General features: G+C 65.5%; 18 protein-coding genes. 10 read left to right on the forward strand and 8 right to left on the reverse strand.

Features of this window, described 5'->3' with window-relative positions; genetic code table 11:
• The first annotated feature begins 1 nt into the window (after position 1).
• The 6 genes from A9D15_RS11500 to gspN are packed head-to-tail and all read left to right on the forward strand — an operon-like array spanning position 2 to position 5,690.
• A complete protein-coding gene (locus tag A9D15_RS11500; protein ID WP_082924487.1) occupies positions 2 to 1,588 on the forward strand; it encodes a GspE/PulE family protein in 1,587 nt (528 codons plus the stop codon).
• The gene (gspF, locus tag A9D15_RS11505; protein WP_066765155.1) at positions 1,588 to 2,814 is read left to right on the forward strand and encodes a type II secretion system inner membrane protein GspF; all 1,227 of its coding nucleotides are present in this window, start codon (positions 1,588 to 1,590) and stop codon (positions 2,812 to 2,814) included. The genes A9D15_RS11500 and gspF overlap by 1 nt, the downstream gene beginning before the upstream one ends.
• A gap of 22 nt (positions 2,815 to 2,836) precedes the next feature.
• Complete coding sequence (gene gspG, locus A9D15_RS11510; RefSeq protein WP_066765160.1) at positions 2,837 to 3,283, forward strand: type II secretion system major pseudopilin GspG; 447 nt, start codon at positions 2,837 to 2,839, stop codon at positions 3,281 to 3,283.
• A gap of 6 nt (positions 3,284 to 3,289) precedes the next feature.
• Positions 3,290 to 4,471, forward strand: coding sequence for a type II secretion system protein GspL (gene gspL / locus A9D15_RS11515; RefSeq protein ID WP_066765162.1), 1,182 nt, complete (start codon positions 3,290 to 3,292; stop codon positions 4,469 to 4,471).
• Positions 4,468 to 4,950 (forward strand): type II secretion system protein GspM, encoded by a 483-nt coding sequence (gene gspM, locus A9D15_RS11520; protein ID WP_066765163.1) that lies wholly within the window; start codon positions 4,468 to 4,470, stop codon positions 4,948 to 4,950. Before gspL ends, gspM begins: the two co-directional genes overlap by 4 nt.
• Positions 4,947 to 5,690, forward strand: a complete 744-nt coding sequence (gene gspN / locus A9D15_RS11525) for a type II secretion system protein N (protein WP_066765164.1) — start codon at positions 4,947 to 4,949, stop codon at positions 5,688 to 5,690. The genes gspM and gspN overlap by 4 nt, the downstream gene beginning before the upstream one ends.
• Before the next feature lies 1 nt (position 5,691).
• Here the strand turns inward: gspN and A9D15_RS11530 are convergent, their stop codons facing one another.
• Positions 5,692 to 6,144 carry a Dps family protein gene (locus A9D15_RS11530; protein ID WP_066765167.1) on the reverse strand — a complete coding sequence of 151 codons (453 nt, stop codon included), beginning with the start codon at positions 6,142 to 6,144 and terminating at the stop codon, positions 5,692 to 5,694.
• Positions 6,145 to 6,247: 103 nt separating this feature from the next.
• Complete coding sequence (locus tag A9D15_RS11535) at positions 6,248 to 6,931, reverse strand: queuosine precursor transporter (RefSeq protein WP_066765169.1); 684 nt, start codon at positions 6,929 to 6,931, stop codon at positions 6,248 to 6,250.
• A gap of 132 nt (positions 6,932 to 7,063) precedes the next feature.
• On the opposite strand from A9D15_RS11535, the gene A9D15_RS11540 reads away from it, so the two are divergent.
• The 3 genes from A9D15_RS11540 (at position 7,064) to A9D15_RS11550 (ending at position 10,414) form a co-directional block, all read left to right on the forward strand.
• Positions 7,064 to 8,056: an adenosine kinase gene (locus tag A9D15_RS11540; RefSeq protein ID WP_066765170.1), complete on the forward strand. Its 993-nt coding sequence runs from the start codon at positions 7,064 to 7,066 to the stop codon at positions 8,054 to 8,056.
• Positions 8,053 to 8,631: an LOG family protein gene (locus A9D15_RS11545; protein WP_229660273.1), complete on the forward strand. Its 579-nt coding sequence runs from the start codon at positions 8,053 to 8,055 to the stop codon at positions 8,629 to 8,631. The genes A9D15_RS11540 and A9D15_RS11545 overlap by 4 nt, the downstream gene beginning before the upstream one ends.
• A gap of 298 nt (positions 8,632 to 8,929) precedes the next feature.
• Complete coding sequence (locus A9D15_RS11550; RefSeq protein WP_066765171.1) at positions 8,930 to 10,414, forward strand: amidohydrolase family protein; 1,485 nt, start codon at positions 8,930 to 8,932, stop codon at positions 10,412 to 10,414.
• A gap of 37 nt (positions 10,415 to 10,451) precedes the next feature.
• Here A9D15_RS11550 and A9D15_RS11555 read toward each other — a convergent pair whose 3' ends face one another.
• Genes A9D15_RS11555 through serS form a run of 3 tightly spaced genes read right to left on the reverse strand, consistent with a single transcriptional unit; the run spans position 10,452 to position 13,563 of the window.
• Positions 10,452 to 11,498, reverse strand: coding sequence for a potassium channel family protein (locus A9D15_RS11555; protein ID WP_156521758.1), 1,047 nt, complete (start codon positions 11,496 to 11,498; stop codon positions 10,452 to 10,454).
• Between the two features lie 12 nt (positions 11,499 to 11,510).
• Complete coding sequence (gene surE / locus A9D15_RS11560; protein WP_066765175.1) at positions 11,511 to 12,284, reverse strand: 5'/3'-nucleotidase SurE; 774 nt, start codon at positions 12,282 to 12,284, stop codon at positions 11,511 to 11,513.
• Between the two features lie 4 nt (positions 12,285 to 12,288).
• Positions 12,289 to 13,563: a serine--tRNA ligase gene (gene serS / locus A9D15_RS11565; protein ID WP_066765176.1), complete on the reverse strand. Its 1,275-nt coding sequence runs from the start codon at positions 13,561 to 13,563 to the stop codon at positions 12,289 to 12,291.
• Between the two features lie 128 nt (positions 13,564 to 13,691).
• Between serS and A9D15_RS11570 the strand changes: the two genes are divergently transcribed.
• Positions 13,692 to 14,969, forward strand: coding sequence for a sulfotransferase family protein (locus tag A9D15_RS11570; protein ID WP_229660272.1), 1,278 nt, complete (start codon positions 13,692 to 13,694; stop codon positions 14,967 to 14,969).
• A gap of 12 nt (positions 14,970 to 14,981) precedes the next feature.
• On the opposite strand, the gene A9D15_RS11575 is transcribed toward A9D15_RS11570, so the two are convergent.
• The 3 genes from A9D15_RS11575 to A9D15_RS11585 are packed head-to-tail and all read right to left on the reverse strand — an operon-like array spanning position 14,982 to position 21,771.
• Positions 14,982 to 15,860 (reverse strand): transglutaminase family protein, encoded by an 879-nt coding sequence (locus tag A9D15_RS11575; RefSeq protein WP_066765177.1) that lies wholly within the window; start codon positions 15,858 to 15,860, stop codon positions 14,982 to 14,984.
• A complete protein-coding gene (locus A9D15_RS11580; protein WP_156521759.1) occupies positions 15,857 to 18,361 on the reverse strand; it encodes a circularly permuted type 2 ATP-grasp protein in 2,505 nt (834 codons plus the stop codon). The genes A9D15_RS11575 and A9D15_RS11580 overlap by 4 nt, the downstream gene beginning before the upstream one ends.
• A gap of 14 nt (positions 18,362 to 18,375) precedes the next feature.
• Positions 18,376 to 21,771, reverse strand: coding sequence for a transglutaminase family protein (locus A9D15_RS11585; RefSeq protein ID WP_066765178.1), 3,396 nt, complete (start codon positions 21,769 to 21,771; stop codon positions 18,376 to 18,378).
• Positions 21,772 to 21,783: the final 12 nt, after the last annotated feature.

Here is a 21,783-nt window from a genome sequence, read left to right on the forward strand (position 1 = left end):
GATGATGGAGCCGACGCCTCTCGACAGCGACATCCCCCTCGGGGACGACGTCGCGCTTGCGGGCGCGGCGGCTGTCGTTGTGCCCGAGCGCGGCAGCGGCGCACCGCTGCTGACTTATGCCGAGGCGCGCGATTGGGGCGTGATCGTCGCGGACGAGGATGTGGACGGCGCGATCCCGCTGGTCCTGCGCGAAGGTGCGGACGCAACGGTCCTGCTCGAACTGCGACGCCGTTTTGCGCGCCGCCTTTCGGTTCGCAACGCGCCTGCGACCGAGTTCGAGAAATTGCTGAGCGAAGTCTACGGCGACACCGGCGCGCTCGAGGCCGATACACTTGGCTTTGATGGGCCGGACGACACGCTGGCCTATGGCCTGCCCAGCGCGGAGGACCTGCTGGACAGCGCCGACGATGCGCCCGCGATCCGGCTCATCAACGGGCTGATCGCGCAGGGCCTGCGCGAAGGCGCGTCGGACATTCACATCGAACCTTACGAACAGGCGCTCGTCGTCCGTTTTCGTGAAGACGGTGTGCTGAAGGAAAAGCTGCGGATGCCGCCGCACGTGGCGTCGGTGCTGGTCAGCCGTATCAAGGTCATGGCCCGTCTCGACATCGCCGAACGCCGCGTGCCGCAGGACGGTCGCATCGGCCTGTCGCTGGGCGGCAAACTGGTCGACGTGCGTGTCTCGACCCTGCCGAACCGCGCGGGCGAGCGTGTCGTGATGCGTCTGCTCGACAAGGACAATGCCGGGATCGAGCTGGCCGAACTGGGTCTCGACGAACATTCCGAGGGGGTGCTGAAGCGGGCGCTCAACGAACCCAACGGCATCGTGCTCGTCACCGGGCCGACGGGTTCCGGCAAGACGACCACGCTCTACGCGGGACTTCGCGGCCTCAACGACGGTCAGCGCAATATTCTGACTGTGGAAGACCCTGTGGAATACGCTGTGGACGGGGTGGGGCAAACGCAGGTCAATGCCAAGGTCGGCCTTACTTTTGCGGCCGGTCTGCGCGCCATCCTGCGCCAGGACCCCGATGTCGTCATGGTCGGCGAAATCCGCGACAAGGAAACCGCGGACATCGCGGTGCAGGCCTCGCTTACGGGCCACCTCGTGCTGTCCACCGTGCACACCAACGACAGTGTCGGGGCGATCACGCGTATGCGGGACATGGGGGTCGAACCGTTCCTGCTGGCCAGCACCCTGCGCGCCGTCATCGCCCAGCGTCTGGTACGCCGCCTGTGCAAGCATTGCCGGCGCGAGGAAACGATCGACCCGGCGCTGGCCGAGATGCTGGACATCAAGCAGGGGCGCACTGTCTGGCACGCGGTCGGTTGCGATCACTGTAACCAGTCCGGCTATCAGGGGCGCATCGGCCTGTTCGAGGCGATCCGCATCGACGATCGCATCCGCCGCCTGATCAACGCCAACGCCTCGGAAGAGGAAATCGCCGATTACGCCTTCGGCAAGGACGCTGCGGGCAATCGCCGCGGCACGCGCCTGACGCGGGCGGCGAAGAAGCTGGTGCAGGCGGGCGAGACTTCGCCGGAAGAAGCGGCGCGCATTGCCCGCCGCGATGACGGGGCCGCCTGATGCCGCGCTGGTCCTATCTGGCGGTCGATCCGCAGGGCAAGGAACGCCGCGGCGCGATCGATGCGGCGAGCCTGCCTGCCGCGCGCGAACAGCTGACAACGCGCCGCTGGCACGTCCTGCGTCTGGACGAGGCGGCGGCGAAAAGCACAGCGGCCAAGCCCGGCTCGATCTCGCTGCCCAGCCGCACGCCAAAACTCAACGCCAAGCAACTTGCTCTGTTCACGCGGCAATTTTCCTCGCTGATGATGGTGAGCCCGCTGGAAGAAGCGCTTCGCACGATCAGCCGCCAGACCGAAAAGCCCAAAGCCCGCGCGATCCTGACAAATGTGCACCAGGGTGTGGTCGAAGGACTGCCGCTGGCAGAGGCATTGCGCCGTGAACCGCAAAGCTTTCCGCCGATCTACCGCGCGATGATCGCGGCAGGCGAATCGAGCGGAAGCCTGCCGCAGATCGCCGAACGCCTTGCCGACATGCTGGAAAAGCAGGCGGCGGCAAAGGCGAAGATCGTCGCCGCGCTGGCCTATCCGATCATCCTGTCGCTGATGGCGATCGGGGTCGTGACGCTGCTGATGATCTCGGTCGTGCCGCGCGTCGTCGAACAGTTCGACAATGCCGCGCGGCAATTGCCGCTTTTGACCCGCGCGGTCATCGGAATTTCGCAGTTCATGTCGACATATTGGTGGGTGATGGGCGTGGTGCTGGCGCTGGCCGTGCTGGGTTTCCTGCGCGCGCTGACGGTGCCGGCCTTCAAGTACCGGTTCGACGGTTTTTTGCTGCGCCTGCCGTTCATCGGGCGCTTGATACGCGACGTGCACGCAGCCTCGCTCGCCCGCACACTGGCCACGATGATCGATGCGCGATTGCCGCTGGTCGACGGGTTGAAGCTGTCCTCGCGCACCGTGTCGAACGCGGTTCAGCGCGAGGCGCTGGAACGGATAACCGAGAAAGTGCGCGGCGGTACCTCGCTGTCGACCGCGCTGCGCGAGGCAGGCATGTTTCCCCCGCTGCTGGTCTACCTTGCCTCCAGCGGGGAGAGCGCGGGGCGGCTGGGCGACATGCTGGAACGCGCCGCAGACTATCTCGAACGCGAATTCGCGCAGTTCACCGCCGCCGCGATGGCGCTGCTCGAACCGCTGATCATTATCGTCATGGGCGTGATCGTCGCGCTCATCATCCTCGCCATTCTCTTGCCGATCCTGCAGTTGCAGGACCTGACCGGCCTTTGAAGATTCCAACCGGATAACAGCCATGACCGAACCGACCCGCAAGACCGCCCGCAAGGCCCGCCGCAACGGCTTCAGCCTCGTCGAACTGATGGTGGTCCTTTTCATCATCGCGCTGCTGGCAACGGCGGTCGCGATCAACGTCCTGCCCAGCCAGGACAAGGCGATGCGCGTGAAGGCCGAATCCGACATCGCGACGCTAGGCCAGGCGATGGAGATGTACCGCCTCGACAACGCCAGCTATCCGGGGGCGAGCGAGGGGTTGTCCGCTCTCGTCAATCCGCCTGCGTCGCTCGCCATGCCGCAAAACTACCGCAGCGGCGGCTACATCAAGGCGCTGCCGACCGATCCGTGGGGCCGCCCTTACCAGTTCCGCTCGCCCGGCCAGAACGGCGCGCCTTTCGAAATCTACTCGCTGGGAGCCGATGGCCAGCCGGGCGGTGAAGGGGACGATGCCGACATCGTCGGCTGATCACGCATGGCGCTTCGACTGAACCACGACTTGCCCGAAGGCGGCGAAACCGGCGTCGCGGACAGCGGCGGCGGGCCGGAAGGCCTGCTCGTCCTGCTGCCCGAAGTGCCGGGCGACGAATGGCGTTACTGGCATGTCGAAGGCGGCGCGCTGGGCAGCGGGCACCGCTTCACGCCCGGCCACGATGCGCCATGGGGCGATGTCGAGGGGGTGCGCGTTGTCGCGCTCGCGCCTTCCGCGCTTGCGCCGGTTCGCATCGTGCCGCGCGGCGAGATGCCGGCGGCGCAGGCTTTGGCCGCGACACGGCTTGATCCGCCGGGCCTGCGCGCGCCGATTGTCGACACCCACGTGGCAGTCGCCGCCTCACCGGACGGAAACGGGGTGCTGAGTTGCGCCGTCGCGAAGTCCGACATGGATGCGTGGCTGGGCGAACTGGCGACGGCGGGACTCGACGCCCATGCGCTTGTGCCTGCCGCGCTGGCCCTGCCGCTGGCCGAGGCCGGAACCGTCGCTTCCGCAGAACTGGGCGGTCAGGCGCTGGCTCGCACGCCGTCTGCCGCCTTTGCGGGAGAGAGCGATCTGCTTCCCGCGCTCGCACCCGGAGCAGACGCGGTCGAGATCGCCGAAGACCGGCTTGCCGCGCGCTTGGTCGATACGTTCGCCGCGCCCGAACTCGATCTGCGTCAAGGGCCCTATGCTTTGCCGCGCGTATCCTATTTCCGCCTGCCCGACTGGCAGCAGCTGGCCCGCATGGCGGCGATCCTCCTGCTGCTCGTCTTCCTGATCTTCACGATCGAGACGGTGAAACTGAACCTCGATGCCGACGCGCGCGAAGAAGCCGCGATCGAGGCTGCGCGCGCCCGTTTCCCCGGTGTCGGCGATCTTGCCGGGGCCGAGATGCAAATCCGTTCTGAACTGCTGCGCCGGGGAGCGGGCGGTGTCGCCTTTGCCGACAGCGCGCCTGCCGTTTTTGCAGCGATGCAGCCCAACCCCTCGGTCACGCTTCGCAACATCAACTGGCGCGCGGATGGCACTCTGTCGATCCGCGCCGCCGCTCCAACCGATCAGGCACTGAACCAGATGCTGATCTCGCTTCAGCGAGACGGCTGGCAGGTCACCGCGCCGCCGCAAGTCGCACCCGATGCCAGCGGTGCGACCGTGGCCGACATTACCGTGAGGGCGCCATGAAATCGGTCTGGACACCGGCGCGGGACTGGTTCCTCGGCCTTACCATGCGCGAGCGGGTGCTGGTGGGTGTGGCAGGCGCGCTCGCGGGCGTGCTCATCGTCATCTACGGCCTGATCCTTCCGCTGGGCGCTGCGCATGACGCGGCCCACGTCCGCCACCGCGATGCGGTGATCGCGGCCGGACAGGTCATGGCGGGGCTCGAGCAGCTCGACGCCGCGCCGGCGCCCAGGGGCGGGGCAGGGCCGGTCGCGCAGGCCGTGGCGCAGATCGCCGATGCCGAAGGGTTGGTGCTGCAATCGAACGACCCGCGCGGGAATGACAGCGCGCTCGTCGTGATCCCGACCGCTGCGCCCGGCTCGGCTTTCGCGTTCCTCGATATGCTGCGCAGGCAGGGCATCGTGGCAGAGCAGGTGACGATCACGCCAGCTGCGGACGGCTCGGTCTCGGTCAACGCCACCGTGCGGAGGGCAGGCAAGTGATCGGTCGCTGGATCTTCATTCGCGACGCGCGCCTTTCGCGCACTACGAAGATCGTGCTCGCCCTCATGGCGCTGATCGCGCTGCTCGTGATGTTCCCGCTGCGCGTGGCGCTGGATGCTGCGAATGGCGAGGGTTCGCTTGCCGCCCGCGAAGTCGCAGGGACGGTCTGGGACGGGCAGGTCGGCGACATGCAGGCGGCCTCGCTGCCGCTGGGCAACCTCAACGTCGCGCTGCGCCCGCTGCCGTTGTTCACCGGTACGGCGGAGTTCGCGCTCAACCGGCCCGCCATGCCGGGCCAGTCGCAGTTCCACGCCTATGCGCGTGGGGGCGAGGAATGGGCCGCATTGCGCGATGCCAATGGCGAATTGCCGCTATCGGGCGCGATGTCGCCGCTGCCGGTGCGTTCGCTGACGTTCGCGGACTTCGCGGTGGAGCTTCGCGAGGGACGCTGCGTCGCGGCATCGGGTACGCTGGGCCTTACCATCCCCGCGCTTGGCCCCACGCTTCCGGCAGAGACGATCATGTCCGGCCCCGCGCGGTGCGAGGGCGATGCCCTGTTCGTGCCGATGAAAGGGCCGAGTGGGACCGAGAACCTTGGTTTCTGGTTGGAGCCCAATGGCAAATGGCGCGCCGACCTCGTTTTGACCGGGCTTCCGGTGGAGGTCAGCGCGCCATTGCTGGACATGGGGTTCACCGGCAGGCCCAACGGGATCGGACTGTCAGCGAACGGTAGCCTGTAGTTTAACCGAGGATTGAGGACAGAAACCAGACGCGTTCCTCTGTCTGGTCGGTCCAGTCGTCGATCAGACCGTCGGTCGCGTTGTCACCCGCTTCGCTGGCAAGGTCCTTCAGTTCCTTCAGCGTCGCGACGAGTGTCGCGTTGTCGTCGCGCAGCTTTTCGACCATCGTCATCGCGTCGAGCGAGGTGTCATCCTCGTCCGCGACCTTGGTCTTGGTAGCGACCGACCCGATCGAGGTCAGCGTCATGCCTTTTATCTTGCGGACACGTTCGGCAATGATGTCGACGTTGCCAAAAATTTCCTGCGCCTGTTCGTCGAACAGCAGGTGGAGGTCGCGGAAATCGCGACCCTTCACGTGCCAGTGAAAATTCTTCGTCTTGAGGTACAGGGCGAGATGGTCGGCCAAGAGGCCGTTGAGACCGTCTACCAGTGCCTTCGTCGCGTTGTCGCCCATGTTCGATACTCCTATAATTCGATTTATTTGGTTCGCCCTATTAACGGACGAACCCTCATCGAGTTTCTGGTATAAAACAGGTCACGACGTTCGGATTTATCGATTAGTCGACGCGACCGTCGAGCTTCCTTGCGAAACCCGCGAACCAGGTGACGAGGAAGGGGATCAGCACGATCGACAACACGACCTTGGCGATCATCTGGCCAGCCAGCAGCGGCAGGATCGGGAACACGCCAAGGAAGGCGACCGTGATAAAGATCACCGTGTCGAGAGCTTGCGACAGCGCGCCTGCCAGCCCCGCACGGATCCACATCGGCCCACCGAACTTGGTCTTCATCGCACTGATCACCGTGATATTCAGGATCTGCGACGTGCCATAGGCGATGGGCCCCGCGATCCAGATCCGCCACGTTGCCGTCAGGATCATCTGGATCGCCTCCAGCCGTTCGGGTTGCATCTCGGGCGATGCGGGCATCGCGGCGACCAGGAGCGACAGCAGGATCGAGGCGAAGATCGGGACGAAGCCCCACAGCACCAGCTTGTTTGCGACCGTGCGGCCATAGACCTCGGCCACGGCCCCGCCCATCGCGACCAGCAGGAGGAACGCGAACATCCCCGCCTCCACCGCCAGCGGGCCCAACGCGACCTGCTTGTTGCCGAGCAGTCCGGCAAACGTGCACATCCCGCCATAGAACAAGGCGATTGCGAAAAGGCCGGGGGCGAAAAGGCCCTTGGGCACGGCGACGAGGGTCTGCGGAGCGGCCTGATCGGCGGGGGATTCGTTCATCTATCAAGCGATAGCGGCTTTCGAGGCACGGGCAAGACCCGTGGAACACCTCTCTCGATTGACCCTTCGATGCCGCGTGTATAGTTGCCGCCGAAACCTCCCAGACAACCGAAACGGATTCCTTTTCCCGCCATGGCCAGCGAACAGTTCGATATCGTTGCATTGGGCGATGCAATCGTCGACGTGCTTGCACGCCGGGACGAGGCTTTCCTGACCGCTGCGGGCGTCACCAAGGGCACGATGCGCCTTCTGGCCGAGGACGAGGCAGAGGCGCTGGCGCAGGCGATGGCGGACAGCGGCCATGTCGAGGAAGTGCCCGGCGGCTCTGCGGCCAATACGCTGGCCGGCGCAGCGGCGCTGGGTGCGAAGTGCCGCTTCATCGGGCAAACCGGTGACGACCGGCTCGGCACGCTGTTCGCAGCGCACATGTACGGACTCGACATCGCGTTCGACACGCCGCCGATCCGCCATGCGCCGACGGGCCGCTGCTTCATCCTCGTCAGCCCGGATGGAGAGCGCACGATGCAAACTTCGCCCGCCGCGAGTCACCGTCTGACTGTCGACGCGCTGGACGAGGACGCGATCCGCGGGGCGCAGATGCTGTTCCTCGAAGGCTATCTCTGGGGCCCCGAAACCCCGCGTGCCGCCATGCGCCGCGCGATCGAACTGGCCCATGCAGATCGCCGCAAGATCGCCTTCACCCTGTCCGATTCCATCGCGCTCCCCGGCCGCCGCGAAAGCCTTGCCAGGTTGGTCGCCGATGGCGCGGTCGATATCCTCTTTGCCAACGAATACGAGGCAAAGCTGATGGCCGGCGTCGATGACAGCGAAACCGCGATCGCGCTGCTGTCGAAGCAGGTCGAAACGCTGGTCCTGACCAAGGGGCCTGAAGGCGCGATGGCGGTGTCCGGCGCCGACCGGATCGAGGTGCCCGCAGCCCCCGTTCCCGAAGTCGTCGACACGACCGGCGCGGGCGACCAGTTTGCGGCCGGGTTCCTTGCCGCACATGTCGCCGGTGCAGACCTCGAACATTGCCTGAAGGGCGGGGCGCGGGCCGCTGCGTCCGTCATTACCCACGTCGGCGCACGCCCCATCGGCGGCTTCGAGACAGGAGACCATGCATGAGCGCGATCCGCAGTCTTGCCGTATATTGCGGGTCGGCCGCCGGCACCAACCCGGTGCACACCGAGATCGCCAAAAAGCTCGGCGTAGAGATGGTCGCTCGCGGGATCGACCTTGTTTACGGCGGCGGCAAGCTTGGCCTCATGGGCACCATCGCCGATGCCGTTCTGGATGCAGGCGGCAAGGTCTATGGCGTGATCCCCGCAGCACTCGTCAGCCACGAGGTCGCGCACACCGGCCTGACCGAACTTCACGAAGTTGCCGACATGCACCAGCGCAAGGCGAAGATGACGCAGTTGGCCGACGGGTTCCTGTGCATGCCGGGCGGCATCGGTACGTTCGACGAACTTTTCGAGGCGTGGACCTGGAACGCGCTGGGCTATCACTCCAAGCCGTTCTGCCTGCTCAACACCGACGGCTACTGGGACAAGTTCATGTCCTTTTGCGACCACGTGCGCGACGAAGGCTTCATGAGCGCGGCCCGCCGCGACCAGTTGCTCAGCGCGGACACCATCGGCGAGGCCATCGACAAGCTCGACGCCGCGGCCTCGGCGGCGGTGAACAAGCCGGTCTGGTAAGACCCGCCGCCTTGCCGCGGGTGACAAAGGTGACACCCTGTCACCCACTGCCAACAGGGCATCGGCCAAGCATTTCTGCGCCTTTCGTGCCTGTACCCTCGGGTGACAAGGTGCACGACGAATTTCGACCATGGCAAAGAACGGCGCGGATCATGGCGTGTGCCTGCCGTGTAGGACAGCGCTTTTCCCGCCGATGATCGCACCCCGCGTTCGGGCGACGTTACGCCCTTCGAACAAGCCGCTTTTCTTATCGGTGCGCACCTCGTATCGCTTTGCGCCTGTAAGGCCGCATTTGGGGATGATGGTGAAGCTGGGACGGTTTCTGGCGATCTGCCTCAGCCTGTTTTCGCTAGGTTTGATCGCTCTCGTCGTCTGGCCTTCGGCCCCTGCGCCCCTGCCGGACAGGTCCGACAGCCGGATCGTCCGCAACGTCAGGATCGTCGACGTGTTGTCGGGCAAGGTGCTGCCCCCGTCGTCCATCGAAATTCGCGGCGGGGTAATTAGCGAAATCGGGCCGGACCTTTCCGATGAAGGCCTGCCGGTCGTTGACGGGGATGGGGCCTTCGTCATTCCGGGCCTGTGGGACATGCACGTCCACACGTTCCAGAATTCGCCGCAAGCGCACTTCCCCTTATGGATCGCGAACGGGGTTACGGCGGTTCGCGACATGATGGACTGTCCCGGCGTCGAGGACAGCCTCATCGCCTGCCACGCCGATAAGCGAGCCTGGAACGCGGCATCTGCGGGCGGCCGGCTGACGGCACCGCGCATCGTCGAAACCGCAAGCTATTACCTCGAAGGCGAAGATGTCACGCCATCACAGGCGCGGTCGCGTATCGCAGAATACGACACCCGCGGCCTCAACGCGATCAAGGTCTACAATCGCCTGCCCCGCGCATCCTATCTGGCCGCCGCGCAAGAGGCGGAGCGGCGGGGGCTGCGCCTTGTCGGGCATCTTCCGAAAGAGGTGGGTTTGATCGAGGCGATAGAGGCCGGCCAGACCAGTTTCGAACATGCCCATCTGTTGCCACGCCATTGTTTTGCGCGCGCAGACGATTGGCGTGAAGGCAGGCTGGATGCGATGACGCCGATGGAACGGGACCGGGCCATCGTTGCCGAATACGGCGCGGCGCGCTGCACATCGGCGATAGAGACGATGGCGCAAAAGGGCGTGTGGTATGTCCCGACTCTCGTGACCCGCGAAGAGGGCATGCGAGCGGACGAACCCGAATTCGTGGACGATGCGCGGCTGGCGTACCTCGATCCCCTGTCGAAATGGGCCTGGAGCGACGACCTGTCCGCGACGCGCAGCGCCTATGCCGGACCTGAGGGGCAAGAGGTGCTGACCGCATATTTCGAACACGCCCGCGACCTGTCCGGGCAGGCATATAAAGGCGGCGCGAACCTGCTTGTCGGCACGGACACGATACTGGGAGGTTTCCGTTATCACGACGAGATGGCTCATCTGGTGAGGGCAGGGCTTAGCCCGACAGAAGTGTTGCGCGCCGCCACTTACGATGCGGCGCGCTATGTCGGGGAGGAGGGCGTGGCCGGGTCCATCGCGGTCGGCAAGCGGGCCGATCTGGTCCTGCTTGGCGCCAATCCGCTGACCGACATCGCCAATACGCGATCGATCCGGGCGGTCGTTCAGGGCGGACGGCTTTATGATCGTGCGCGGTTGGACGAATTGCTCGACTATGCGCGGGGACAGGCAAAGGCGCCGCACAACTGGGTCAAGCTGGTCTGGGGCTTTGTGCGCAGCTCGGTTAACGGCGATCTGTGATGCGGTGAGCGACCTGACGGTCCGCTCACGCAGAACCTTAAAGCACCCCCGGCCCGCATTCCGGCGTCGGGCGGATCACCACGATCATGTCGCCGGGCTGCACCGATTGCGCCTCGTCTTCCCAGTACCCGATGGCGCGGCCGTCGCGGTAGAGCCTGAGACCCAGGCTGCCCGAGCCGAGTTCGCGGAGCGAGCGGCCGATATCCTCGGGCCGGGCTTCGCGTTCGACCAGCTGGACGCGGCCCGTGACAGAGGCGAGGTCCGACAGGTAGTCGGCTGTGTGCATGCCGCTGGCGCTTCCCGCCAGCAGAAGGCCGGTGAAGCGGACCGGGTTGATCACATTGGTCGCGCCTGCCTGACGGGCCAGCAGTTCGTTGTCGGGTGCGCGCACGACGACGGTGATCGGCACTTCGGGGGCAAGGTGCCGCACCGTCAGGACGATCAGGATCGAGCTGTCGTCGCGCCCTGCCGAAACCAGCACGGTCGCGGCCTGGGCGATGCGAACGTCCTGCAGGGATTCATCACGCGTGGCATCGGCGTTGATGATGTTGCAGCCCATGTCCTCGGCCAGCTGCAAGCGATCCTCGCTGTTGTCCATGACAACGATGCAATCGGGGCTGGTGCCCCGCGCGATAAGCTCTGCCACAGCTTCGGAGCCGGAGACGCCGAAGCCCAGCACCACGACGTGATCCTTCAGGCGGTCCTGAATACGGGACATGCGGAATCTCTCCCAGCTGCGTTTGATGATGAAGTTGTAGGCCGTGCCCACGAAAATGAAGATCACGGCAAAGCGGATCGGGGTCACGATCATCGCCTCGATCATGCGGGCCTTGTCGGACACCGGGGCGATGTCGCCAAACCCAGTGGTCGTGATCGAGATCATCGTGAAATAGACGACGTCGGAAAAGCTGACGACGCCGTCGTGGTTGTCGATTAGTCCGTCGCGGTCGCTCCAGTGGATGAGCACGACCATGAAGACGAGGAAGATCGCGGCAAACAGGCGGAGGAAAGCATCGGCCCAGACGGGCAGACCCAGCTTTCGCCGCAAGGGGCGGTGTCGTTGCAGCCGGATAGGCTTGCGCATCGCCACGTGTCGTCAGTCTCCCATCTTCGCAAAACGCTCTGCCAGCGTATCAAGCGAAGGATAGTGGGTCAGGTCAAGCTGAAGCGGGGTGACCGCGATGAAGTTGTCCTGAGTAATCTCGAGGTCGGTCTCGTGCCCCGGGGTGTGTTCGATCGGTTCGAGGCCGAACCAGAAATAGGGGAAACCGCGCGGGTCCATCCCTTCGACCACGGTGCCGCGGCCGTAATCGTGGAAGCCCTGCCGCACGACGCGGATGCCCTTCACGTCCTCTGCCTTAACGGCGGGGAAATTGACGTTGACCAGCGTGCGGGCGGCGAACGGCATGTCGAGCAGGGGGCGCAGCACTTTTGCGCCCCACTTTTCCGCGGCGTCGAACGAAACGTCGTTGCCCGCGCCCTCGCGGCTGTAGATCTGGCTCAACGCGATCGAGCGCACGCCTGCCAGCGCGCCTTCGATGGCGGCGGAGACGGTGCCCGAATACGTGATGTCGTCGCCCTGGTTAGCGCCGCGATTGACGCCCGACAGGATCAGGTCGGGCTTTGCGCCCAGCACTTTTTTCAGCCCCATCGTCACCGAATCCGTCGGCGTTCCGGTGACCGAGAAGCGGCGGTCGTCATGACGGCGCATGCGGACCGGACGGGTCAGCGTCAGCGAATGGCCCGCGCCCGACTGCTCCTCGCTTGGCGCGCAGATCCAGATGTCGTCCGAAAGCTGGCGCGCGATGCCTTCCAGCACCTCCAGCCCCGGTGCGTTGATGCCGTCGTCGTTGGTAAGAAGAATGCGCATGGGTTCAGGCAGGCTCCAGCGTGTCGATCCCGCCCATATAGGGGACGAGTGCGGACGGTAGCGTGACGGACCCGTCCGCGTTCTGCCCGTTTTCGAGCACGGCGACGAGCGTGCGCCCGACGGCAAGGCCCGACCCGTTCAGCGTGTGCAGGAATTCGGTCTTTTTCGACCCTTCAGGCTTGAACCGCGCATTCATGCGGCGCGCCTGAAAGTCCCCGCAGTTCGAGATCGAGCTGATCTCGCGGTAGGTGTTCTGCCCCGGCAGCCAGACTTCGAGGTCATAAGTCTTGCGCGCGGAAAAGCCCATGTCGCCGGTGCACAGCAGCATCTTGCGATAGGGCAGTTCCAGCGCCTGCAGCACGGCTTCGGCAGCGGCGGTCATTTCCTCGTGCATCGCCTCCGAGGCTTCGGGCGTGGTGATGGCGACGAGTTCCACCTTGTCGAACTGATGCTGGCGGATGAGGCCGCGCGTGTCCTTGCCCGCCGCGCCCGCTTCGGAACGGAAACAGGGGGTCAGCGCGGTGAGCTTCATCGGCAGGGCCGCGTTATCGACGATCTGTTCGCGCACGGCGTTCGTCAGGCTGACTTCGGCCGTCGGGATCAGCCAGCGGTCATCGGTGGTGCGGAACAGGTCTTCGGCGAACTTGGGCAGCTGGCCCGTGCCGAACAGCGCTTCGTCCTTGACCAGCAGCGGCGGCACGCATTCGGTGAAGCCGGCCTTGTCCTGCATATCGAGCATGAAAGCACCCAGCGCGCGGTTGAGGCGCGCCATCTGGCCGCGCATGAACACGAAACGCGCGCCGGAAATCTGGGCTGCGGTCTCGAAGTCGAGGCCGAGCGCGGGGGCGAAATCGGGGTGTTCCTTCGCCTCGAAATCGAAGCTGCGCGGCGTGCCCCAGCGGGAGACTTCGACGTTGTCGTTCTCGTCCTCGCCCATCGGCACGTCTTCGGCGGGAAGATTGGGCAGGGCGGCGAGCGCGTCGGCCTGTTTCTGCGTCAGCGCCTTTTCCTCGGCCTCCAGCGCGGGGAGCGTTTCCTTGAGCTTCGCGACTTCGGCCTTTAGCGCCTCTGCCGCCCCGGTGTCGCCCTGGCCCATCGCCTTGCCGATGGCCTTGGACGCATCGTTCCGGCGGGACTGGCCTTCCTGCATCTTCGTCTGCACCTCGCGGCGTTGTTCGTCGATGGCGAGGATGGCGGACGACGCAGGCTCTGCCCCCCGGCGGGCGAGAGCGGCGTCGAAGGCGGCGGGATCGGTACGGATCAGGCGAATGTCGTGCATGGCAAGCGCGCTATGGCCGGTCCCGCCGCATCCTGTCCAGTGAAGATACGCGCCTGAACGCATGCGGGAACAAGCCCGCCGCCCAAGGGTAAAGATCAAATCCCGATTGCACGAGACAGGACCGTCTTTTGAGCGAAGAGATCATCAGCCCGCCCAGCCGCACGCCTTTCATTTCGGCGGCCAATCGCTGGTTCAAGGTCGCCCACGCACTGGGACTGAAACAGCGCAACACGCTGGACCGCGAGGTTTTGATGGAGGAAGTCTCCAACGAAGCGGGCCTGACCGATTTCGGCGATCCGTGGTTTGCGAAGCCCTACGACGCGCTTGTCGATGCTTTGCGCGAAGAGGCTCGCCTCAACCTGTCGGGCGAGTTCGTGGCCGAGATGCAGTTCCGCAAGGTGCTGACCGACCGGCTAAACGCGCAGCACTGGTTCGACCGGCATCCCGAAATTCTCGAGCGCGCCTTGCCACGCCCCGTGATCGTCGTCGGGCCGATGCGGTCGGGCACGACGCGCATGCACCGCCTGCTCGCCGCCGATCATCGGTTCCAGCACCTTCGCAGTTTCGAAACGATCAGCCCCGTCCCGCCGCAGGATTTCGAGCGCGGGGACGAGGACGATGAGCGCGTCACCACCGCGCGCAAGATCCAGCGCATGGCCCGCCTTGCCAATCCCCGCACGCTGAACATCCACCCGACCGGCCCTTACGAGCCGGAGGAAGAACTGGGTCTGCTGGTCAATTCGTTCTGGGGCATGAAGCACGAGGCGCAGTGGATGGTCCCGTCCTATGGCAAGTGGTGCGAGGGCGAGGATGCACGGCCCGCCTATCGCCAGCTTGCTCGCCTGCTCAAACTCGTCAGCTGGTCGCAGCAGAAGTCGAGCCTCAAGCCGTGGATCCTGAAGACGCCGCAATACATGCTGGATCTCGACGCCGTGCTCGATACCTTTCCCGATGCGCGGTTCGTCTTCACACACCGCGATCCCAAGGCGGTTGTCGGGTCGGCTGCCTCGCTCGCGTGGAACCAGACGATCATCTATTCCGACCATGCCGATGCAGGGGCCGTGGGGCGCGAATGGCTGCGCAAGACCGAACAGCAGATCGCCACCATGCGCCGCGTTCGCGACCGGATCGATAGCAGCCGCATCATCGACGTCCACTTCGAGGAGATGGACCGCGACTGGCAAGGCGCGATGGCCCGCGTCTATCGCTTTCTCGGCATGGACATGGCCCCTGCGCTATCCGGCATGGAAGACTTCATGACCCGCAGCCGCGCGCTGAAGCGTAAACCCCACCGCTACAGCCTTGCCGAATTCGGTCTGGACGAAGGTGAAGTGACCGAGCGGCTTTCCGACTATGTCGAGACTTACGGCGTCAGGGTCGAAGGGCGCGAGCGCCGCTCTGCCTGATCGGCCCGCCGATCATTCCTCGTCGATTTCCGCGACATCCACCGCGAACGACATCTTCTGGAACGCAGCGCCGGTAAACACGCCGTCGATCGGCGCGACATCGGCATAATCGCGGCCCATCGCGACGACGACGTGGCTTTCGCGGGCAAGACAGTCGTTCGTGGGGTCCAGCCCGATCCAGCCGAGATCCGGCCCGCACCATACGGCCGCCCATGCGTGCATCGCGTCCGCCCCGACCAGCTTGTCCATCCCCGGCGGCGGCAGGGTGCGCAAGTAACCGCTGATGTAGGATGCAGGAATGCCGTGCCCGCGCAGCGCGACGATCATGACATGGGCGAAATCCTGGCACACGCCCGACTTGTCCTCGAACGCCTCTGCCGGCGCGGTCTGGCTGTCGGTCGCGGTAGAATCGTATTTGAAATCCTCGTGGATCTGGGTGCAGAGCGCCTGGGCCGCCTCAAGCACCGGACGATCGGGCGACAATAGCGGCGCGGCCCAATCGGCGATGCGTGATTCAGGCACCGCGATGCGCGATCCGTAGAGGTAGGGCGCAGGCGACAGCGGGTCGAGCCCGCGCGAGGTCAGCGCAGCATCGCGCGTTTCCGCGATGGTTGGGCTGGTATTCGGAATCGGCGGCGGCGCCACCTCGATCTTCATCGCGTTGTTGACGGACACTTCCTTCACCCCGTCGCGGAACAGCAGCGAAGTGGTGTTGACCACGTAGGGACCATAACCGTCGCGCCGCTCTGCCGGGGGCGGCGTCACGTCCAGCGAATGGTCGATCAGGCGTTGGCCGGGCCATTCCACCGGTTTCAACCGGATGTTCAGCCGCGCCGTGGCAACGCCGGTGCCATAAGAAAGCTTCGTGTCGTGGCGGATTTTGTACATCATGCCAGGAACGGTGCCCCGTCGCTTCCGGGAAGCGTTTCATTGAGGAAATAGCGTTTGCCGATCTCGTTCGAGAGGTGGCCCAGCGCGCCGCGCCAGTGTTCGAGATCCGATGGTTCCAGATCGGTCGCATCGGCCGCGTCCAGCCATGCGCGCAGCGAACGGGCAAGGCGCAGCGGCGTTTCGGGCATCCCGTCGTCGCGCAAGTTGGGCAGGGTCGAGAGGTGACTGATGATCTGTTCGACCTGAAAGGCCAGCCCGCGGGGTTGCGCGGGATCGAGCAGGACCATGTCCAGCACCGGCGCGATGTAGGGCATCGTCAGGTAGCGGCTGCGATAGGTCGATTGCCCGTCGACAAGGTCGAGCAGGGCGGCCAGATCTTCCGCGCTCGCCTCTCCGGGCACGAGCGCAATGGTCGATTGCAGGATCATCGATGCGCGTTCGACCCGCAGGCCCATCTGCTGGAATGTCCAGCCCGGTCCCCGTGTCATCGTGTCCGCCAGCAATCGGCCCAGCGAAGCGAACCGTTCGACCAGCAGGTCGCACGATGCGCCAAGGCTGTCGGCATCGTCACCGCAGGCGGGCAGTGGGCGGTTCACGATGCGCCAGATGTCATGCGTCAACCTGTCGCGCAGCAGTAGTGATAACTGGCGGCCCGACGACAGCAGCGAGGCGACCGAACCGGGAAGCGAAATGTCGCTCAGCGCGGCCTGCGCGATTTCAGCGGGGGTCTTTTCCTTGCCATCGCCGCCGCCATAGGCCGCGCCCAGCCTTTCGAGCAGCGCCGAAATGCGCCGCGCCGAAGTGGTGGCACCGGCAGGCTGCAGCGCGCGGCCTGTGGCGTGGCCGGTGTCGAGCAGCACGCGGACCAGCCGCGTCGTCTGGTTCGCGCGTTCAGCATAGCGGCCCAACCAGAACAGGTTGTCCGCCGCCTGGCTGGGCAGGACGCCCTGCTGGCGTCGCACCGCTGGCGGGTCGAGCTTGGGCGGGTTGGCAGTGTGCTCCGATCCTGCCGGGTCGATGACCAATACGTCGGTGCTGCGGTCGTTTTCGCCGATCAGCGCGTGGCGCAGCGAACCATCGTCGGAAATGCGCGCAAAGCCGCCGGGCATCGCGGTCCACCGCCCTGCGCCGTCGCGGGCGAGATAGACGCGCACGGTGAATGCGTGGGGTTCGATGACCTGCCCGTTCAGCACCGGCGTGGTCGAGGTGCGGACAAGTTCCTGTCCGACATAGTCCATGGGGCGACGTTCCATCGCCGTGAAAATCGCCTCGCGCTGCGGGCTGTCCGCATCGGCGATGACGCAGGTACGCCCGTCCTCCAGTCCCTCGACCGGCAGGCGGAAGGCGGGGCTGACCACGAGATTGTCGAAATTGGCGCGAACATGCTCGCGCTCCCGCCGCTGGCCGCACCACCATGTCGCGGCGTTGGGAAGGCGCAGTTCCTCGCCCAGCAGGGTTCGGCAAAGGCGCGGCATGAACGCGCTCATCACCCGCGATTCCACGACCCCCGCTCCGGGCCAGTTGGCCATGACGAGATCGCCGCTGGCGCAGGCGTTGAGGATGTTGGGCACGCCGATACGCGAGCGTGAGTCAAAGGCCAGCGGGTCGATGTCGCGCGTGTTGATCCAGCGCCACAGCGCGTCGATCCGCTTCAGCCCCGCGATCGTGCGGACATAGATGCGCCCGTCCTGTTCGACGAGGTCGCGCCCTTCGACAAGCGAGAAGCCGAGATGGCGGGCCAGATGCGCCTGTTCGGGATAGGACTGGTTGAACCGCCCCGGCGTAAGCAGGCCGATGCGCGGGTCGGACCGTTTGCAACTGGCAGCGACGCCTTCGCGCATGGCATTGAAGAATTCGGAAATGCGCCGCGTGTTGATGTCGGCCAGTAGCGGTCCGGTGGCACGTGACAGCGCGATGCGGTTTTCCAGCGCATAACCGATGCCGGTGGGCAGGCGTACGCGATCGGACAGAACGCGCCATTCGCCGGTGGGGCCGCGAGCCAGGTCCATCGCCACGACCTTCAAGTGACGCCCGTCTGCAGGGGACAGGCCGACCATGCGGCGGGCGAAATCGGCGCTGCCCGAAATGGCGGCGGCGGGCAGGTGCCCTTCGGCGATCAGGTTCTGCGGCCCGTAGATGTCGGCCAGCAACGCTTCCAGAAGGCACGCACGCTGGACAAGACCCTGTTCGAGCTGCGCCCATTCCGCCGCCCCGATCATGATCGGCAGGGGCGAGAGCGGCCATGACCGTTCCTCGACATCGCCGGTCACGCGGAAGGCAAGGCCCAGGTCCGCTACCTGCCGGTCGACCCATTCCTGCGCCTGCCGCAAGCCGCCGGGAAGGCGGGTAAGACCCGTCGCAAAGGTGCGCCATGCCGCGCCCACGTCGTCCGGCGCGGATGCGAACATGTCCGCCCGCGCGTCATCGGGCTTGTACCAGGCAAGCGGATCCTGTGTCGGGTCGGGCCCGAACAGGTCCGTGGATTGGGTCTGCGAAGCCAAGCTCTACGGCCCCTTCAGTGCAGTCCCGCCGGGCGGCGCAGGTCCAGCGTCATCGGAAATTCTCCCCCGTGTTCTTCAGGCGGCACGTCGACCTTGCCCGGCGTATGCCCGTGGTCCTGAAAGCGCGCCTTGCGGCGGCTCTCGGCCTCGTAACTGTTGACCGGAACATCATCATACGCGCGTCCACCCGGGTGTGCCACATGATAGACACAACCCCCCAGCGAGCGATTGTTCCACGTATCGAACACATCGAAGGTAAGCGGTGCATCAGCGCCGAGGAGCGGATGGAGGCACGATGGCGGTGCCCATGCCTTGTATCGCACGCCGCCCACGGCCTCTCCGGGCCTGCCGGTGGGGTGCATGGGAACCCGCCTGCCGTTGCAGCCGATGACGTGCCTGCCGGGGGTAAGCCCCTTGGCACGCACCTGAAGCCGCTCGGTGCTGGAATCGACATAACGCACCGTCCCGCCGATCGCGCCGGTTTCGCCCAGCACGTTCCACGGTTCGAGCGCATGGGCGATTTCGAGCACGACGCCCCCGGCCTCGATAGTGCCGTGGGTGGGGAAGCGGAACTGGCGCTGCGCCTCGAACCACTGCGGGTCGAAGTCGTAGCCTGCGTGGCGCAGGTCGGACAGGACTTCGAGGAAATCGGTCCAGCAATGGTGTTCCAGCAGGAACCGGTCGTGCAGCGATGTGCCCCAGCGCACGAGGCTGCCGTCCTGCGGTTCGCGCCAGAACCACGCCAGGAGGGCGCGCAGGAGCAGCTGCTGCGCCACGCTCATCTTCGCGTCTGGCGGCATCTCGAACCCACGGAATTCGACAAGGCCGAGGCGGCCGGTCGGACCGTCGGGCGAATAGAGCTTGTCGATGCAGATTTCGGTGCGGTGCGTATTGCCCGTCACGTCGACCAGCATGTTGCGGAAGAGCAGGTCCACGATCCACGGGAATTGCGGCGGTTCGCCCGGCGGGGGAACCTGCGCCAGCGCGATCTCCAGCTCGTAAAGGCTGTCGTGCCGCGCTTCGTCGATACGCGGGGCCTGGCTGGTTGGGCCGATGAACAGGCCCGAAAACAGGTAGGACAGCGAGGGATGCCGCTGCCAGTAGAGGACGAAGCTTTTCAGCAAGTCCGGGCGGCGGATGAAGGGGCTGTCGGGGAACGTCGCCCCGCCCATGACAAGGTGGTTGCCCCCGCCGGTGCCGACCGAACGCCCGTCGACCATGAATTTGTCCGCTGTCAGCCCGACTTCGCGGGCGTCTTCGTAAAGGCCCTCGGTCACCTCCACCAGTTCGCGCCAAGATCGCGTGGGGTGGATGTTCACCTCGATCACGCCGGGGTCGGGCGTGACTTTCAGCACTTGCACGCGCGGGTCGGGCGGGGGCGGATAGCCTTCGATGCGGACCGGCATCTGCAGCTTTTCGGCCACGGCCTCTATCTCGGCGACGAGTTCGAGGAAATCCTCCATCGCTTCGAGTGGCGGCACGAAGACCGACAGATAGGTGCCGCGCGGCTCCACCGTCATGGCGGTGCGGACGGCGCCCGCGATGATCTCCTGTTCCACGCGGTCCTGATGCGCGGCACCAGCGGTTTCGACGCGCTCGAACCGCTGGTCGCCGGTGCCTTCGGCCTTGCGTTCGATCTTCTCAGCCTCGACCTTTCGGGCCTGTTCCCGGTAATCGGCGAGCGGTGCCTGCGCATCGGTTTCGACGCGCGGGTGGATGTAGGGATATTCGGACTTGGGCACCCACGGCAGCGCGCCCAGCGGAAGGCGATAGCCCAGCGCGGAATCGCCGGGCACCGCGGTCAGCTTGCCCTTGCGGACGGTCCACTGCTCCGACTTCCAGCGCGGACCCCTGGCGGGCTTGGCCTGCGGGCTTTGCGCTTTCGTGCTGGTGGTCTCTTCCCGCTGGATCGGCAGGACATAGCCTACGGGCGTCGACAGGCCGCGCGTGAAGGTGCGAACGATGCGTTCGCGTTCTTCGGGATCGTCGATCTTGGGATCGCCCGGTTCGACGTTGACCGGCAGTTCGCCTTCCCGCTCGATCCACTTTTCGGGATCTTCGAAGACGGGCTGGACGTAGTCGCCCTCGACGCCCAGCTGCCTGGCCGCTTCGGCAAGAAACCGGCCCGCCGCTTGAGCGTCCAGCGTCGCTTCCGCATCCTCGTCAGGGTCGACGGCGATGAGATCGGGATTCGACCACAGCGGCTTGCCGTCCTTGCGCCAATAGAGCGTGTAGCCCCAGCGCGGCAGGCTTTCGCCCGGATACCATTTGCCCTGTCCGTGGTGCAGCAATGCACCGGGCGCGAAACGCGTACGCAGCTTCCGGATCAGCTTGTCAGCGTATTTCGCCTTCGTGGGCCCGACGGCATCGCCGTTCCATTCGCCAGCTTCCGGATCGTCGGCGGCAACGAAAGTCGGCTCGCCCCCCATCGTCAACCGGCAGTCCTGCGCGACGAGATCCTCGTCCACCTTGTCGCCCAGCGCCAGCAGCGCTTCCCAGCGATTGTCGGTGAACGGCTTGGTGATGCGCACCGCCTCGTGCACGCGGTCCACGCTCATCGCGAAGTGGAAGTCGACCTCGGCCGGTTCGGCAAGGCCGGTGATCGGCGCGGCGGAGCGGAAGTGCGGGGCGGCGGCCAGCGGGATGTGCCCTTCGCCCGCGAAAAGGCCCGAAGTCGGGTCCAGCCCGATCCAGCCCGCACCGGGGATGAAAACCTCGCACCATGCGTGAAGGTCGGTAAAGTCGGCTTCCGGCCCCTTTGGCCCTTCGACCGGTTCGACATCGGCCTTCATCTGGATCAGGTAGCCCGAGACGAAACGCGCGGCATAGCCCAAGCGGCGCAGCAGGTTGACCATCAGCCAGCCGGTATCGCGGCACGATCCAGTGCCGAGGTTAAGCGTCTCTTCCGGCGTCTGCACGCCCGGCTCCATCCGGACGACGTAGCCGATCTTCTGTTCCAGCGCCCGGTTCACCGCGACGAAGAAGTCGATCGTCCGGCCCTTCCAGCCGGAAAATTCGTTCACGAGGCTTTCGAACCTGTCGCCCGCCGGTTCGGCTTCGAAATAGGAGGCCAGTTCTTCCTTGAGGTCCGCTTCGTAGGTAAAGGGCACTTCCTCGGCGCTTTCCTCCACGAAGAAGTCGAAGGGGTTGATCACGGTGAGGTCCGCGATCAGGTCCACCTCTATCGAAAAGTGGGTCACGCGCTCTGGAAAGACGATGCGGGCCAGCCAGTTGCCGTGGGGGTCCTGCTGCCAGTTGAGGAAGTGGCCCGCCGGTTCGATCTTCAGCGAATAGTTGGGGATCGCGGTGCGGCTGTGCGGTGCGGGTCGCAATCGGACGACCTGCGGACCCAACTGGACCGGCCGATCGTAAGTATAGCGAGTGGCGTGGTGTAAGGCTGCGCGGATCATGGTCGTGACTAA

This window comes from Croceicoccus pelagius, assembly GCF_001661915.1.
Taxonomy (GTDB): domain Bacteria; phylum Pseudomonadota; class Alphaproteobacteria; order Sphingomonadales; family Sphingomonadaceae; genus Croceicoccus; species Croceicoccus pelagius.

Coding starts and splice junctions, on each gene's coding strand:
- A9D15_RS11540 (WP_066765170.1), top strand. CDS start 7,064: ATGGCCAGCGAACAGTTCGATATCGTTGCATTGGGCGATGCAATCGTC.
- A9D15_RS11530 (WP_066765167.1), bottom strand. CDS start 6,144: ATGGGCGACAACGCGACGAAGGCACTGGTAGACGGTCTCAACGGCCTC.
- A9D15_RS11545 (WP_229660273.1), top strand. CDS start 8,053: ATGAGCGCGATCCGCAGTCTTGCCGTATATTGCGGGTCGGCCGCCGGC.
- A9D15_RS11500 (WP_082924487.1), top strand. CDS start 2: ATGATGGAGCCGACGCCTCTCGACAGCGACATCCCCCTCGGGGACGAC.
- gspL (WP_066765162.1), top strand. CDS start 3,290: ATGGCGCTTCGACTGAACCACGACTTGCCCGAAGGCGGCGAAACCGGC.
- A9D15_RS11575 (WP_066765177.1), bottom strand. CDS start 15,860: ATGATGTACAAAATCCGCCACGACACGAAGCTTTCTTATGGCACCGGC.
- serS (WP_066765176.1), bottom strand. CDS start 13,563: ATGCACGACATTCGCCTGATCCGTACCGATCCCGCCGCCTTCGACGCC.
- surE (WP_066765175.1), bottom strand. CDS start 12,284: ATGCGCATTCTTCTTACCAACGACGACGGCATCAACGCACCGGGGCTG.
- A9D15_RS11555 (WP_156521758.1), bottom strand. CDS start 11,498: ATGCGCAAGCCTATCCGGCTGCAACGACACCGCCCCTTGCGGCGAAAG.
- A9D15_RS11585 (WP_066765178.1), bottom strand. CDS start 21,771: ATGATCCGCGCAGCCTTACACCACGCCACTCGCTATACTTACGATCGG.
- A9D15_RS11535 (WP_066765169.1), bottom strand. CDS start 6,931: ATGAACGAATCCCCCGCCGATCAGGCCGCTCCGCAGACCCTCGTCGCC.
- A9D15_RS11550 (WP_066765171.1), top strand. CDS start 8,930: ATGATGGTGAAGCTGGGACGGTTTCTGGCGATCTGCCTCAGCCTGTTT.
- gspG (WP_066765160.1), top strand. CDS start 2,837: ATGACCGAACCGACCCGCAAGACCGCCCGCAAGGCCCGCCGCAACGGC.
- gspM (WP_066765163.1), top strand. CDS start 4,468: ATGAAATCGGTCTGGACACCGGCGCGGGACTGGTTCCTCGGCCTTACC.
- gspF (WP_066765155.1), top strand. CDS start 1,588: ATGCCGCGCTGGTCCTATCTGGCGGTCGATCCGCAGGGCAAGGAACGC.